15 protein-coding genes and 1 tRNA gene are annotated in these 14,000 nt (G+C 45.2%); 11 read left to right on the top strand and 5 right to left on the bottom strand.

From position 1 onward, the window contains the following. The 5 genes from JHC35_RS04150 to JHC35_RS04130 all read left to right on the top strand — a co-directional run bounded on the left by JHC35_RS04150 (nucleotide 1) and on the right by JHC35_RS04130 (nucleotide 4,008). Nucleotides 1–2,178, top strand: a complete 2,178-nt coding sequence (locus JHC35_RS04150; RefSeq protein ID WP_295042282.1) for a polyribonucleotide nucleotidyltransferase — start codon at nucleotides 1–3, stop codon at nucleotides 2,176–2,178. A gap of 93 nt (nucleotides 2,179–2,271) precedes the next feature. Further along, on the top strand, nucleotides 2,272–2,649 hold the full coding sequence (locus JHC35_RS04145) for a F0F1 ATP synthase subunit C (protein WP_295042280.1): 378 nt from the start codon (nucleotides 2,272–2,274) through the stop codon (nucleotides 2,647–2,649). A gap of 50 nt (nucleotides 2,650–2,699) precedes the next feature. Next, nucleotides 2,700–2,784 (top strand) — tRNA-Leu (locus JHC35_RS04140). A gap of 133 nt (nucleotides 2,785–2,917) precedes the next feature. Further along, nucleotides 2,918–3,268 (top strand): hypothetical protein, encoded by a 351-nt coding sequence (locus tag JHC35_RS04135; RefSeq protein ID WP_295042278.1) that lies wholly within the window; start codon nucleotides 2,918–2,920, stop codon nucleotides 3,266–3,268. Further along, entirely contained in the window at nucleotides 3,268–4,008 is a 741-nt protein-coding gene (locus JHC35_RS04130; protein ID WP_295042276.1) for an exonuclease domain-containing protein, read from the top strand. Before JHC35_RS04135 ends, JHC35_RS04130 begins: the two co-directional genes overlap by 1 nt. Before the next feature lie 87 nt (nucleotides 4,009–4,095). Here the strand turns inward: JHC35_RS04130 and JHC35_RS04125 are convergent, their stop codons facing one another. Continuing rightward, on the bottom strand, nucleotides 4,096–4,356 hold the full coding sequence (locus JHC35_RS04125; RefSeq protein WP_295042274.1) for a hypothetical protein: 261 nt from the start codon (nucleotides 4,354–4,356) through the stop codon (nucleotides 4,096–4,098). A gap of 78 nt (nucleotides 4,357–4,434) precedes the next feature. On the opposite strand from JHC35_RS04125, the gene JHC35_RS04120 reads away from it, so the two are divergent. The 4 genes from JHC35_RS04120 to JHC35_RS04105 are packed head-to-tail and all read left to right on the top strand — an operon-like array spanning nucleotide 4,435 to nucleotide 9,008. Then, nucleotides 4,435–5,682: a hypothetical protein gene (locus JHC35_RS04120; RefSeq protein WP_295042272.1), complete on the top strand. Its 1,248-nt coding sequence runs from the start codon at nucleotides 4,435–4,437 to the stop codon at nucleotides 5,680–5,682. Continuing rightward, entirely contained in the window at nucleotides 5,682–6,674 is a 993-nt protein-coding gene (locus tag JHC35_RS04115; protein ID WP_295042270.1) for a MoxR family ATPase, read from the top strand. The genes JHC35_RS04120 and JHC35_RS04115 overlap by 1 nt, the downstream gene beginning before the upstream one ends. Next, complete coding sequence (locus tag JHC35_RS04110) at nucleotides 6,671–7,747, top strand: VWA-like domain-containing protein (protein WP_295042268.1); 1,077 nt, start codon at nucleotides 6,671–6,673, stop codon at nucleotides 7,745–7,747. Before JHC35_RS04115 ends, JHC35_RS04110 begins: the two co-directional genes overlap by 4 nt. Next, nucleotides 7,740–9,008 (top strand): AAA family ATPase, encoded by a 1,269-nt coding sequence (locus JHC35_RS04105; RefSeq protein WP_295042266.1) that lies wholly within the window; start codon nucleotides 7,740–7,742, stop codon nucleotides 9,006–9,008. Before JHC35_RS04110 ends, JHC35_RS04105 begins: the two co-directional genes overlap by 8 nt. A 72-nt stretch (nucleotides 9,009–9,080) precedes the next feature. On the opposite strand, the gene fetB is transcribed toward JHC35_RS04105, so the two are convergent. Together fetB and JHC35_RS04095 are read right to left on the bottom strand one after the other, a co-directional pair. Next, a complete protein-coding gene (fetB, locus tag JHC35_RS04100; protein ID WP_295042264.1) occupies nucleotides 9,081–9,818 on the bottom strand; it encodes an iron export ABC transporter permease subunit FetB in 738 nt (245 codons plus the stop codon). Between the two features lie 123 nt (nucleotides 9,819–9,941). After that, nucleotides 9,942–10,538, bottom strand: a complete 597-nt coding sequence (locus tag JHC35_RS04095) for a peroxiredoxin (RefSeq protein ID WP_295042262.1) — start codon at nucleotides 10,536–10,538, stop codon at nucleotides 9,942–9,944. Nucleotides 10,539–10,702: 164 nt separating this feature from the next. On the opposite strand from JHC35_RS04095, the gene JHC35_RS04090 reads away from it, so the two are divergent. After that, nucleotides 10,703–12,463, top strand: coding sequence for an ABC transporter ATP-binding protein (locus JHC35_RS04090; RefSeq protein WP_295042260.1), 1,761 nt, complete (start codon nucleotides 10,703–10,705; stop codon nucleotides 12,461–12,463). A 9-nt stretch (nucleotides 12,464–12,472) separates the two neighbouring features. Here JHC35_RS04090 and JHC35_RS04085 read toward each other — a convergent pair whose 3' ends face one another. Both JHC35_RS04085 and JHC35_RS04080 read right to left on the bottom strand, forming a co-directional pair. Then, nucleotides 12,473–12,787 carry a YtxH domain-containing protein gene (locus JHC35_RS04085; RefSeq protein WP_295042257.1) on the bottom strand — a complete coding sequence of 105 codons (315 nt, stop codon included), beginning with the start codon at nucleotides 12,785–12,787 and terminating at the stop codon, nucleotides 12,473–12,475. 3 nt (nucleotides 12,788–12,790) lie between these two features. Then, entirely contained in the window at nucleotides 12,791–13,192 is a 402-nt protein-coding gene (locus tag JHC35_RS04080) for a hypothetical protein (RefSeq protein WP_295042254.1), read from the bottom strand. Nucleotides 13,193–13,330: 138 nt separating this feature from the next. Here JHC35_RS04080 and JHC35_RS04075 point away from each other — a divergent pair, with 138 nt between their 5' ends. Next, nucleotides 13,331–13,975 carry a ParA family protein gene (locus tag JHC35_RS04075; RefSeq protein WP_295042253.1) on the top strand — a complete coding sequence of 215 codons (645 nt, stop codon included), beginning with the start codon at nucleotides 13,331–13,333 and terminating at the stop codon, nucleotides 13,973–13,975. Nucleotides 13,976–14,000: the final 25 nt, after the last annotated feature.

Here is a 14,000-nt window from a genome sequence, read left to right as displayed (position 1 = left end):
ATGAAATACAATGTTGAATTAGCGTTAAAAAACAAAACGGAAGCGTATGCGTTTAATCAGGTAGCGGCGCAGGCGAACGGAGCCGCATGGCTGAAGTGTGGAAACACCGTTATTTTGGCTACTGTCGTTATCGATGAGACCGACTTTGTCGATGAAGATTTTTTGCCTTTGACGGTTCAATACATTGAGAAAAGTTATGCAGCCGGGAAATTTCCGGGCGGGTTCATCAAACGTGAGACGAAACCGAGTGATTTCGAGACATTGACTTCACGTATTGTAGATCGATCTCTTCGCCCATTGTTTCCAAAAGGTTTTGCCAATCCAATCCAAATTACCGTAATGGTTCTTAGCGCTGATCACGAGGCCGATTTACAGGTTTTAGCGCTCAATGCCGCATCGGCAGCTTTGTATGTTTCGGATGTTGATATCTTTAATTCCGTCAGTGCTGTACGTGTCGGTAAAATCGACGGAGAGATCGTATTTAACCCAACCCTCAGCCAATTGCAAAACAGTACGCTTGATTTGTACTTGGCGGGAAGCAAAGACGACATGCTCATGATCGAAATGCAAACGCTTGGCACTGATGAGATTCAGATGCTCGATCCGGTAGTAATTGACCCGATGATCGATTCGGCAACAAGCATGGCATCATTGCCGGTTCGTGTATCGAATGCGATGAGCGAAGATGAGCTTATCACCATTCTCGCTTCCGCTCAAGATGCATTGTATCAAGCCAACAGTGCGTATGAAAATGCCTTTAAACCATTTGCTAAAGAGCCTTTTGAACTCCAAAGGGTTGTAAGCGAAATCAATACAGAGATGGTTGAGTATGTCCGTGCACATCACACTGGCGACCTCAAAGCGGGCATCAACCAAATGGCGAAAACGGAGCGTTCTACCGCTCTTCGCACTATTCGAAAAAATATTATGAAAGAGAAACCGCAATGGGACGAACATGAGCTCAAAAAAGCGATTGAATCGGTAAAACGCTCCATGGTGCGTGCTCAAATTTTGGATGAAAAAGTGCGTGCCGATGGGCGCGGTCTCAAAGAAGTACGTCCGATTTCGATCGAGACAAACGTATTGCCGAATGCACATGCCTCGGCTCTTTTCACACGCGGTCAAACACAGGCATTGGTTGTATTGACGTTGGGTGGAGCAAAAGATGCTCAAATGTTTGAAAATCTCACTGATAGCGGAACGCAAAATGAATCGTTCATGGTTCACTACAATTTCCCGGGATTCAGTGTCGGTGAGCCTTCTCCGATCGGAGCGCCTCGCCGTCGTGAATTGGGCCACGGTAATCTTGCAAAACGGGCATTGGAGGGGGCGTGCGTCCGTAACGGCCAAACGATCCGTTTGGTCTCGGAAGTATTAGAATCCAACGGGTCATCCTCAATGGCTACCGTATGTGGCGGTTATATGGCATTACGTGCAGGGGATATCGAGATGGCCGATCCGATTGCCGGCGTAGCTATGGGGATGGTTTCCGAGGGGGATCGTCATGCAATTCTGACCGACATTATGGGTCTTGAAGATCATGATGGCGATTTGGATTTCAAAGTAGCGGGGTCCAAAGAGGGGATTACCGCGATGCAGATGGACATTAAGCTTGGCGGAATTCGTTTAGATGTTCTCAAAGAGGCGCTGTATCAAGCTGCAGAGGCACGTTCTCACATCATTGATATTATGATCGGTGCAGAAGATCACATCGAACTCAATGAGGGGACATTGCCGAGTACCGATCTGTTCCACATCGATCCGAGTTTTATCGGGGATATTATCGGTCAAGCGGGAAAAACGATTCGAGACATTATTGAACGTTTTGACGTCACCATCGATATTGACAAGAAAAAAGGGTCCGTCAAACTGACTGGAAAAAATCGAGACGGGTTGCGCGGTGCGCGCGATCACATCGAGGGGATTGTCAGCGGAGCCACCCCTGTCGAAAAAGTAGAATACAAAGTGGGTGATGTTGTCAAAGGAAAAGTGAAAAAGATTGTCGATTTTGGCGCCTTTATCGAACTTCCGGGCGGCGTAGACGGATTGATCCATATCTCCAAACTCTCCGATGGACATATCTCCCGTGTGGGTGATGTTGTGAATGAAGGGGATGAGCTCATGGTAGAGATCGTTGAGTTCAAAGGAAATAAAATCGGCTTAGGCAGAGCTAAGTAATTTTTTAGCTCATGCTCACTATAATTTCATCCACAAAGTGATAAGTAGGGAAACGTATCCGAACGGACTTTGATTTACATACGGAGATTACTCATGAAAAAAGTATTTTTTCTTTTGCTTGCTCTCGTTGCATCAGTATTCGGTGCTGACGAAGCGGTAGCAGTTGTTGAAGCGGCTGCTGAAGCTGCACCTGCTGCAGCTGCTGCATCTGCAGACGTTGCTAACCAAACATTGAAAGCGTATTCTATGATCGCTGCTGGTGTTGGTCTTGGTCTTGCAGCTCTTGGTGGAGCTATCGGTATGGGTAGCACTGCTGCTGCAACTATCGCTGGTACAGCTCGTAACCCAGGTCTTGGCGGTAAATTGATGACAACGATGTTCATCGCTCTTGCGATGATCGAAGCTCAAGTTATCTATACACTTGTTATCGCTTTGATCGCTCTTTACGCAAACCCATATTTGGCTGCGTAAGGTTCGGACCTTCCCTCTCTCAAGCTTCGGCTTGAGAACTTTCTTTTTATGCGATCGTGGTGGAATTGGTAGACACGCTATCTTGAGGGGGTAGTGCCAACAGGTGTGCGAGTTCGAGTCTCGCCGATCGCACCATTTCCTTTTCCTTTTTTACAATCATCCTTTTAACTTCTATTGCTTCTTTTAAAACATCTGCTTTGTTAGTATGGTATTGTCACATTTTTGAAGTATAATGAGATATGCAAATCACACGCAGCAAGGATATAACATGGCCTATATTACACAACTAAAACATTTGATACAAAATGAATTGATCCCAGATGTGGAAGAACACATCGATGATATTTTTGAATCCATTGCATCGCAAAATGATGCATCTCCCCAAGAACGTGCACAGCTTGAAGATATGCAAGCGCTTCGTGATGAATACAAAGATCTTCTCGGAGAACTCAATAGCGGCGAAATCGATGAAGAAGAGGCTGAACAGCTGTATACAGAGCTTACCTCAATGCGCGAAGGCGATGATGAAGAGGATGATTTGTACTATGACGATGAAGAGGAAGAAGACGAGGACGACTACGATGAGTTTGATCTCGACGATGAAGACGATCAGTATTAATGGCTAAGTATATACTCCTTGATACGGAGACGACGGGAGCGGGAGAAGAGGATCGTGTCATTCAGCTAGGCTACATGGTTCTCGATGGGAAAAATGTAGATGTTTATAATGAGATGTGCAGTGCTCCTGTTCCGATCAGCTACGGTGCTATGGAGGTTCACGGCATTACTCCTGAGATGATTGAGGGACTGCCTGCATGTATTGATACGTCTGCTTTTCAAACCCTTTGTCAACTCAATACACCTGATAATGTATTGATTATTCATAATGCTCCATTTGATTTGGGGATGCTTGCCAAAGAGAATTTTACCTCTCAAATGCGCCTTATCGATACCCTTCGCTGTGCCCGTCACCTCTTTGATGATGAAGATTCACACCGATTGCAGTATTTCCGCTACCGCTTGGGATTGTACAAGGTTGAACAATCTGAAGCTGACACGCTTGGGATAGAGGTGAGAGCGCATGATGCGATCGGAGATGTTTTGGTGTTGAAGCTGTTTCTCACTGAACTTCGAAAAAGATTGCAAGAGCGTTTTGAAGGAGCCAATCCGATCGATAAGATGGTTGAGCTTACCCAAACCCCCGTATTTTACACGAGACCTCTCAAATTCGGGAAATACAAAGGTAAAACTCTCGTTGAAATAGCCGCAGCAGATAAAGGGTATTTAAACTGGATGCTCTCGAATATGGATACCCTTGATGAGGATATGCGCTACAGTATCGGGCGAGTTTTGGAATAAATCTGCCTCGTAGAGGCAAGCTTTAGTGCCATAGCGGCTAGCGTAACCAAAGGGATTTTATTCCTTTGGTGTCCAAAAATAATAGGGCTAAAACGTTGTTTTTGTCGATGTAGCAATTTCGCTGAGGCGATAAGCTGCATCAACATGACCGTTACGCATTGCTTTTTTCCACCACTCCATTGCTTGATCAATGTCTTTTTCTACCCCTTCTCCGTAAAAGTAGATCATCCCTATATGAAATTGGGCTTCAGAATTACGTTTGTAGGCTGCCAACGGGTAGAGAATTCGGTATGCTTTTTCATAATCCCCAGCATCATACGCGGCAATGCCCTCATGAAGTTCGTCCATCGTTAAAATCCTTTTAAACTATTGATGACATTATAGCGTTGCTGAATTTTTTTAGGCTGATGGATTATAATGCGCCTTATGAACTATGATAAACTATCCGGAAAATCGATCCTACTGTTGGGCAAAACCCGTGCATTGCACATCAGTGAATTTGACGCGCTTTTGAAACTCCATAAAATCGATCGCATCCAAAGTTACGATCATTCGGTCGCAGTAATCATCGAGGGGCGGATGATGAATCCGTATGAACAATCCGAATCCGAACGGCTGTATGAGGGTGAGAATGTTCCGATCATCGAGCTTGCGGATTTCGAGAAATGGTTGTGTAGAAGTATCGAACCGAATCGATTGCTGATGAGTTTAAAACTCTCCCGCAATCAGGAGCGGCTTGTCGATTTTTTGCAAAATCCTTATATTACGGATGAACTCTATTTTAAACTTCTTGCGCTCTATGATTGGCAAAAAGAGGGATTGTTTGATAACGATAGCAACCGCAATGTGACTGCATCGATCATCGGGCGATTTTACAAAGATCTGGATCGAAATCATAATGTGCAATACGCCATGAGTGGACTAGCCCATTTGATTGAGCGCTACGGGACGGGTGAATTGATCGATGCGATAGCTCAATTAGAGCCGATTAAGGATGAATTGAAACACCGATCCAATCCATCGCTCTCTGGGGTATTGGATGCGATAGCTCTTCACGCTGACACCTCTGAGATGATTTTAGCGCAGTTGATCGATGGAAAAAGGGCTCTTTTGGCTCATCGTGAACCGTTGGCGCTGGAGAGAGAACTTTTGGCACTGGAAGATGAGGAAGTCAATACGATTCTCGCAACAAACAAAAGCATATCAAGCCAAGGGGCGGATGCTTTGGAGAGAGTATATCCACATTTAATTGCAGCGAACATGCGTATGGATGAGGAGCGTTTTGAACGTCTAATAGAAGGTTATGGAGTCCATTTGGCATCAAATGAGAGTTGTACTCACTCCATGCAAGAGCGTCTTTTTGGATTAGGAGATGAGACGGTTGTCGAAGCGCTTGCGTCCAATCCGACAACAGAGGGTGAAATCATTGAAGCGATTTTTGCGAGCGGAAAGCACCGAGTTGCATTGGGGTCAAACCCTTCGCTCTCATCGGAAAAATTCGAAATATTATATGATAGCGGAGAGAGTGCTGTGTTAGGAGCTTTGGCGGCCAATAGAGCTACGCCGATTGAGATTCTCTATCAGCTCTCTCTTGATCGTCGATACGAGCGAAGCGTCAAGACAAATCCGGCATTCGGAGAGCATATTCAAACATACAACATAGGATGGTATTGATGCAGCCAAAAGATACGATAGAGACGATGCGTTCCTTGATTGATTCCAAAATACCCACATTTTTGTGGGGTGCACCAGGGATCGGCAAATCTTCGATTATCAAACAGCTAGCCCGTGAAAAAGGGATAGAGTGCATCGATTTACGTCTCTCGCTCATGGATCCGACCGATCTCAAAGGGATTCCGTTTTACGAGCGGGAGTCCCATACCGCCTTGTGGGCACCACCCTCGTTTTTACCGCGTGATGGAGCTGGGATTTTGTTTCTTGATGAACTTAACTCTGCCGCTCCTGCCGTTCAAGCATCGGCGTATCAGCTGATTTTGGATCGTCGTGTCGGAGAGTATGAATTACCGATTGGCTGGGCGATTGTAGCTGCGGGTAATCGTGAGGGGGATCGTGGTGTTGTATATCGCCTCCCCTCTCCGTTGGCGAACCGCTTTGTCCATATCGAGATGGAAGTTAACGCACAGGATTGGCGGGACTGGGCACTGAAACGGGGGATTGATTCTCGTGTAATCGGATATATCGCTTATAAAAACAGTGCACTTTTTGGATTTGATCCGCTAAAAAACGAACGCAGTTTCCCTACACCGCGCAGTTGGGAAGCGGTACATTCGATCTTGAAGAGCCCTTTACCTAAAAACCTCTGGCTTGAAGCGATTAGCGGTGCAGTGGGGGACGATGCAGCGGTTGATTTTTTGGGATTTGTACAGGTCATGGATAAATTGCCCGATATCGAAGCGATCATTCGGGGCGAAGACGTGGACTCAAGCGAAGATCTTTCAACCCTCTATGCGCTCTCCTCTGCATTGATTTTACGACTCCTCAATGATCCTTCGGATGAAGCGGTAAGTCATGTTTTGCAATATAGTCTGAAGCTGAAAAACGAATTTGCGGTGATGATTGTTCAAGATTTACAGCGTCAAGGTGTGGCAATGGAGCATCTCGATGCGTTTGGCGAATGGGTTGAGGCGTATGAGTATTTGTTATGAGTGATTTCTCTCCTCTCAAAGCCAAACTTTTACTTGAGTACCCGTTTTTTGGGATGATAGCTTCAGGGATGGAGATGATTCTCAATGATAATATCGAAAGTTTTAGCGTTAAAGACAATACAATAGAGTATCGTGAGGGGTATGTCGAATCTCTCAGCATCGAAGAAAAAATGTTTGTTTTGTGTAACGGAGCTTTGCATGAAGCTCTGTCGCATACCCTTCGTCGGGGAAATCGAAGCCCGTGGCTATGGAATATGGCCTGTGATTATGCGATCAATACCCTTCTCATAGAGAGCGGATTTACCCCTCCGCCAAAAATCAGTTATGATAAGCGCTTTGGAAATCTTAGTGCGGAGGAGATCTATACGGAGCTCTCAAAAGAGTTTTTGGATCAAGAACAAAACGATCGGGATGCGGACGATCACAGAGACGGCGAGGGCTTAGAGGAAAAGTTATCCCGTGCACAAAGAGAGAAACGTGTGCATGAAGCGATGGAAAAAGATGATCCGTACGCTGAATCATTTTGTCGGCAATTTGGACTTCAATCTAAAAATCGGATTGATTGGAGAAGTGAACTGCGCGACATGATTGGGGGGTATTATGTGAGCGATTATACCCTCATGCCGCCTTCGAAAAAGCTTCTGTATAACGGGGTGTATTTACCGGGAGTTCGCTCACGTCGCCTTGAGCTGGTTATCGCAATTGACTCTTCGGGTTCGATAGAGGAGTTATTACTCTCAGTGTTTATCGGTGAAATCGAATCGATCATGGAAGCATTTGGTTCGTACAGTATCGATGTGATCGTATGCGATGATCGTGTTCGCAGTATTCACCATTGTGAAAACGGCGATAAAATCGAGTATGATCTTCTCGGAGGGGGAGGGACCGATTTTACGCCGGTGTTTGAGCTGGTCGAAACGTTTGCTTTTCAGCCTAAAATGCTCCTCTATTTTACCGATTTGGAGGGGAAATTTCCCCCCTATGAACCTTCGTATGAGGTTGTATGGGTTGCATCCAAAAGTGTATCGGTGCCGTTTGGAAGGGTAATTGTTTTGAAGGATCAGGATGATTGAAAAAGCACTTTCTATTTTAGAAACCTCCAACCTCTTTATCACCGGAGGGGCGGGATCAGGGAAAACGACCCTCACCCGTGCCCTGATCGAGGATGCGGTACAAAAGGGAAAATCGGTAGCCCGTCTCGCCTCGACGGGGATGGCGGCAACGCTGATCGGAGGGCAGACGCTTCACAGTTTTTTTGATCTAGGGATCGCCAATTCCCAAGAGGAACTGGAGAGAAATGGCAAGCTTGAGCCCGCCGAAAAAATCATCAAACTGATCCGTTCTATGCAGATTATTGTCATCGATGAGATTTCAATGGTGGGTGCGCCGCTGCTTGATATGATACGGCTTCGATTGCTGCAAGCCGAATTTAGCGGTCGTGTTATCGTGGTGGGAGATTTTTTGCAGCTCCCCCCTGTAACCCGCGGGAATGAGCCGATCTGCTTTGCGTTTGAATCTCACTCGTGGGAGCGGCTTGGATTTGAGACGCTCCACTTGGAAGGGTCATATCGTACCCATGAAGCGAAGTTTCTGGAGCTATTGGAGAAAGTGCGTCATGCACGTCTCGATGAAGCGGCGCACGAGGCTCTTGAGGCGTTGATTAAACCGCTGGCCGAAGATATGAGCACGATGACGCTGCTGTTTGGTAAAAATATCAGCGCTCAAAATCATAACCGTTCCCAGTTGGAGCATTTGTACGGGGAGATGATCGAGGTGGAGACCTATGTCACGATTCACGATAAAAAAATGCAGGATCGTGATGTGGAGAGGTTTATGACCGAGAGCCGTATTGAGCCTATTTTGAGCCTCAAAGTGGGTGCTCCGATTCTCTTTACCCGCAATGCTTGGAACTACTACAACGGCGAACGGGGAGTGATAACTTCCATTGAGAGTGACCTGATTTGGGTGAAAAAAGCCGATGGGGTAAATGTCAAAGTAGAGCGGGTCGATACGGTAAAAACGCGTTGGGTGGAAAAAGGGGGCCCTGCTATCGAAGAGAAACTTCTTACTCTTAGTCAGTTCCCCCTGACACTGGCATTTGCAATCACGATCCATAAATCGCAGGGGATGTCTCTGGCTGATTATGTCATCGAGACGAACGAGATTTTCGCCCCGTCACAGTTTTATGTCGCATTATCACGCTCTGTTTCGGCGCATCGCGTCATACTGATCCGCCCGCATCGGGGATGGGAAAAACTCTGCTTTGTCCACCCTAGGGCAAAACGGTTTAGTGAGGGAAGTAATGAGTATGTCATCGAAGCAAAGCCCCGATGACTACGCTAACGTTGTGTTTTACCCGCTGGGGGCACAATGTCCACGGCGGAATGCCCAAGCGCACTAGTGCGCTTAATTTTTAAACGCCGCTCCGATAATCACTCGATAGGAAAATAGGGTGCTCAATACGGCTGAGAGGAGTGCGACGGCGACCATCATGTACATGACGGCGAGTTGATAGGATATCGCTTTGAGCGGATCGGCTCCGGCTAGGAGCATCCCCGTCGTGATGCCGGGGATATGGATGATTCCCACTGTTTGGAGCATGTTGAGTGTGGGGATCATAGAGGCTTTGACGGAGGCTTTGGAGGCAAAAGATAACGCTTCTTTAAGCGGAGCCCCCAGTGCCACCATCCCCTCGATTGTCTCGATCGTATTTTTCACCTCGGCGCGGAACCGTTCGGTGCTTTGGGTGTAGACGTTGAGGGCATTTCCGATGATCATTCCCCCGATAGGGATCATCTCATGGGGTACCATATGAATCACCCCAAACGCCATCATCGATAAAAAAACGATGGCAGAGGATGCCCCTATCGAATAAAACGCGATTTTAAAACTCTGCTCTCCCAGCGGTGTCCGTTTACGCGCCGTATAGGCTCCGAACGTTACCATTCCCAGCAAAACGAAAAACAAGAGTGCGGGATGCTCCATTTTGAACAGATAGACAAGTGCGTATCCCAGAACTCCCAGCTGTACCATTGCGAGTATCGAGTTGGTGAGGATCGTTTTTTCCAGACCGAAGTGTTCACGGCGTGAATACCACAGGGCAAAGATGATGAGTAGATACGAGGCTAAAAAAGAGTATTGCATGACAAAAGGATAGAGTATTTTTGATTAATAAAAAGAGCGAGGTAAAATCTGCCTCGAAGAGGCAAGCTTTAGTGCCTTAGCGGCCAGCGTAGCAACAGGGGCTTTGCTCCTGTCGCGTTCAAATTACAGTGTCTCTGCGTGCGCAGCAAGATATTCAGCAACACCCTCAGTGCTTGCTTTCATACCGGCGTCACCTTTTGCCCAACCTGCAGGGCACACTTCACCGTGCTCGTTTGTGAACAACATCGCATCGATCATACGAAGCATCTCATCGATGTTACGCCCGAGTGGAAGGTCGTTGATAACCGCATGACGGACAGTTCCGTCTTTGTCGATCAAAAATGAACCGCGAAGAGCAACCGACTCACCGAAAAGTACATCGTAATCACGTGAAATTTGTTTGTTCAAATCGGCTACGAGTGGATAGCGAACTTGACCGATACCGCCTTGGTTTACCGGAGTGTTTTTCCATGCGAAGTGGCTGAATTGTGAGTCAACCGATACACCGATAACGTTGATTCCACGCTCAGTAAACGCGTCAAGACGGTGATCGAATGCGATCAATTCAGACGGACAAACGAATGTAAAATCGAGTGGATAGAAGAAAAGGACGGCACCTTTTTCACCGAGATTTTCATACAAGTTGAAGTTGTCAACGATTTGGTTGTTCCCAAGAACGGCAGTAGCGGTAAAGTCAGGAGCTTTTTTAGTAACGAGCATATGTTTTCCTTGTGTGGTTTTTGATGTTAAAGTATGGAAATTGTAACACACAAACTTTAATGCAACTAAACTGATGTGAAGTAATTTTTCTTTCTAAAAGAAAATTTTTATTATTTAGAATAGTTCTTGCAAAGAGATAAACTCCTTTTGATATAATCGTGATTATGATTGCTTTTAAACACCTTTTTACGATGATGCTTCGCTATAAACGTTCTCTTCTTTGGGGGAACGTAATAGCAATTCTTGCCACACTTATCTCAATTCCTATCCCTTTGCTTATCCCTTTAATGGTGGATGAGGTACTCCTCAAAAAAGGGGGGAAAATCACCGAAGCGATAGACTCTATTACCTCTCTTCAGGAACCTCTTCTTTACATCGGTATTGTGTTGGTTGTCACGATCGCATTGCGATTTATTTTTTTCCTTCTGAGTGTGGTTTCTCAAAAGTTTTTTATTACGCTTTCTCAGGAGTTGGGTTTTGCAATTCGTGTTCGTGCATTAGAACATCTGAAACATGTTTCGATGTCTGCATATGAACGTTTGGGCAGCGGGAAAGTAATTACCCATCTCATTACCGATATTGATACGATCGAGCAGTTCTTAGGGGGTGCTCTCTCAAAACTTATTGTTTCGATAGCCACTTTGATCGGTGTTGCTGTCGTGCTCATTTTTATCAATCCTCTTTTTGGAATTTTGATCCTTATTTTTCAACCTCTGATTATGATCGTCACCCGAAAAATTTCGACTCGGGTAGGAGTACTGAAAAAAGAGCAAAACCGCACCATTGGAGAATTATCGGATACGCTAACGCAGATGTGTGACCTCTTCGGACAGATTCGTGCCAGCAACAAAGAGGAGCATTTCATCGCCAATGCCATCGATCAATCGAAAAGATTGCGTCATAGTGCGAGCGAATATGGAATCAAAGCGTTGATGGGTGAGAGGTACTCGTATACCCTTTTTCTGAGCGGTTTTGAGATTTTTCGTGCCCTTGGACTGGTGATGGTTTTGTATTCGGACTTATCGATCGGAGTTATGTTCGGAATTTTCGGCTATCTATGGTTTATGATGACTCCTGTACAGGATTTGTTGTCGCTCCAGTACAGCTTTGCGAACGCAAAAAATGCCCTTGCCCGTTTGAATGAGCTGTTGTCTCTTCCTACCGAGCCGGTGCTCAGTACTACGAAAACTTTGGATGGTGCAAAATCCCTCTCAATACAAACGCGTGATTTGGTGTTTGGATACGATGAAAAAGAGCCGGTATTAAAAGGGATAAATCTTAACATCCGTGCGGGTGGCACCGTCGCGATCATCGGTGCGAGCGGTAGCGGTAAAAGCACCCTATCGCAGCTACTTGTTGGTTTTTATCCTCCAAGTTCGGGAGATATCCTTTATAACGGTGTTAGTGTCAATGAGATCGGTTTTTCCCGCGTACGTGATGAGGTCTTTGTTGTCTTGCAGCAGCCGTTGATGTTCAATGACACCCTTCGGTTTAATTTAACGATGGGGGATGCTCTTGATGATGAGAAGATAGTGCAAGCCTTGAATATCGCACAGCTCTCGGAATTTGTATCTACTTTACCTGAGGGACTGGAAACGCAGGTCGGCAAGTTCGGTATTCGACTCTCTGGAGGCCAGCGTCAGCGGCTTAGTATTGCGCGTATGGTATTGGCCAATCCAAAGGTAGTTATTTTCGATGAATCAACATCGGCACTTGATGTTCATACGGAGAGTGCTTTGTTTGAAGCCTTAGAAAGTTTTTTACACGATAAAACAGTCATCATCATCGCACATCGGTTAAGCACGGTGACTCGTGCAGATTATATTTACGTGCTCGAAAACGGTCTTATCCTTGAAGAAGGGACTCGAGAAGAGTTGGAAAAATTGGACGGACGTTTTAACCGTTTTGTGAACAAGCAGCACTGAAGTGCTGCATTACTCAGCTGAGGCTGTTTTGAGTGATTGCACTTCATCACGCAATTTTGCCAATTCTGTCATAATCGATTGTAACTCGTCACGATCGGGTTCTTCACTATGGGTATAGCGTTCAATCGTAGATTGGACACTTTGGGTGAGTGAATCAAGTTTGTTTTTTGCTTTGTCGATCAATTGATGATGATCGATGTTTAGATTCTCTTCGAGTTCATGGATCTTATCAACGATCTTATCTTGATGTTTGAAAAGATAATAGCCGGCAACTGCACCGATAGCTGCTCCGAGGACAAAACTGAGGGTATTATTTTGATTCATGGTTTACTCCTTTTTTTTCTTAAGAAATTGAGACAGTGCTCCGATGGCGAGGGAACCGATCGTCACTTTTGCGATTCCGTTGGACGCTTTGAGGGCGAGGGATTTGGTTTCGTCATGGACAAAGGAAAGCAAATTGTGCAATTCATGCAAGGAGAGTTTGGATTTATCGCTCAGCTCTTTGGTTTCCTCTTTGAGATGAATTAACAATTCATTGATTTGATGTAGCGTCATTGCCCCTTTGGTCGAGAGGAAACTCAGCTCATTTTCTACGTGCGTAATAAGGTCTTGAACTTTCCGCATCGTTTTAAACGACTGCATCCCGATAAAAATAACCACCACGACAATGATTACCATACATACAGCAATGATACCGACAAACAGCGTGAGCAATTGGGTTTCTCCCATCCGATTCTCCTGCATAGAATACGCTATTATACACCGAATTTGTGAAAAAAAAGATTTTAGTTGTAAAAGGATTAAATATATATTTTAAGTCTAAAAAATATATACTTTAAATATCAAAATAATATAAAAGGCATATTGATGATCGTAACATTGTCTCATCAAAAAGGGGGAGTCGGAAAATCAACTGTTGCGTGGAATCTTGCTGTTCATTTTTCCTCTATTCTCGATACACGGGTGATTGATTTGGACACACAGCGCTCTTTGAGTGTAACCAATGCATTGCGTCAGGAGAATGATCTCACCCCGATACAAATGCTCCATTTCAACAGTGCCGAAGAGTTGGCGGAGTATGCCGCATCTGATACGCCCGATTCGCTCACAATTATAGATTCCGGAGGATTTGACAGTGCTTACAATCGTGTTGCGATGATCGCTTCGGATTTGCTCATCACCCCCATAAGCGATAAACCGTTTGATCTGATGGGGCTGCAAAAATACGAAGAGATACTCAAGAGTCTATCGAATATTCAGGGTGAAGTGATTAAAACGCATGTTTTGTTCAACAATATCAATCCGGCAATGAAGCGGTTCGGGGATTTGGTTGATTTTATCTGTATGTCGGATCATTTTGAACTGATGGTATCGATTCTGCGACAACGTGTCGATATTGCCCACTCCGTAGGCGAAGGAAAAAGTATCAAAGAGTATCGTATTTTCAGTAAAGCGGATCAGGAGATGGACGATCTGTTTGGTGAAGTAAGTACGATATTAAATATAAAATAAATATGTAAAATATATATTAAGGATA

Origin of the sequence: Sulfuricurvum sp., assembly GCF_022759005.1 — a bacterium.
Classification (GTDB): Bacteria; Campylobacterota; Campylobacteria; order Campylobacterales; family Sulfurimonadaceae; genus Sulfuricurvum.
The sequence above is the reverse complement of the archived record's forward strand: the minus strand, read 5'-3'. Positions and strand labels throughout refer to the sequence as shown.

Excerpts from the sequence above, each read along its gene's own strand:
- JHC35_RS04125 (WP_295042274.1), bottom strand. The coding sequence starts at position 4,356 with ATGGACGAACTTCATGAGGGCATTGCCGCGTATGATGCTGGGGATTAT.
- JHC35_RS04110 (WP_295042268.1), top strand. The coding sequence starts at position 6,671 with ATGAGTGATTTCTCTCCTCTCAAAGCCAAACTTTTACTTGAGTACCCG.
- fetB (WP_295042264.1), bottom strand. The coding sequence starts at position 9,818 with ATGCAATACTCTTTTTTAGCCTCGTATCTACTCATCATCTTTGCCCTG.
- JHC35_RS04080 (WP_295042254.1), bottom strand. The coding sequence starts at position 13,192 with ATGGGAGAAACCCAATTGCTCACGCTGTTTGTCGGTATCATTGCTGTA.
- JHC35_RS04145 (WP_295042280.1), top strand. The coding sequence starts at position 2,272 with ATGAAAAAAGTATTTTTTCTTTTGCTTGCTCTCGTTGCATCAGTATTC.
- JHC35_RS04115 (WP_295042270.1), top strand. The coding sequence starts at position 5,682 with ATGCAGCCAAAAGATACGATAGAGACGATGCGTTCCTTGATTGATTCC.
- JHC35_RS04095 (WP_295042262.1), bottom strand. The coding sequence starts at position 10,538 with ATGCTCGTTACTAAAAAAGCTCCTGACTTTACCGCTACTGCCGTTCTT.
- JHC35_RS04150 (WP_295042282.1), top strand. The coding sequence starts at position 1 with ATGAAATACAATGTTGAATTAGCGTTAAAAAACAAAACGGAAGCGTAT.
- JHC35_RS04090 (WP_295042260.1), top strand. The coding sequence starts at position 10,703 with ATGATTGCTTTTAAACACCTTTTTACGATGATGCTTCGCTATAAACGT.
- JHC35_RS04075 (WP_295042253.1), top strand. The coding sequence starts at position 13,331 with ATGATCGTAACATTGTCTCATCAAAAAGGGGGAGTCGGAAAATCAACT.
- JHC35_RS04085 (WP_295042257.1), bottom strand. The coding sequence starts at position 12,787 with ATGAATCAAAATAATACCCTCAGTTTTGTCCTCGGAGCAGCTATCGGT.
- JHC35_RS04120 (WP_295042272.1), top strand. The coding sequence starts at position 4,435 with ATGAACTATGATAAACTATCCGGAAAATCGATCCTACTGTTGGGCAAA.
- JHC35_RS04105 (WP_295042266.1), top strand. The coding sequence starts at position 7,740 with ATGATTGAAAAAGCACTTTCTATTTTAGAAACCTCCAACCTCTTTATC.
- JHC35_RS04135 (WP_295042278.1), top strand. The coding sequence starts at position 2,918 with ATGGCCTATATTACACAACTAAAACATTTGATACAAAATGAATTGATC.
- JHC35_RS04130 (WP_295042276.1), top strand. The coding sequence starts at position 3,268 with ATGGCTAAGTATATACTCCTTGATACGGAGACGACGGGAGCGGGAGAA.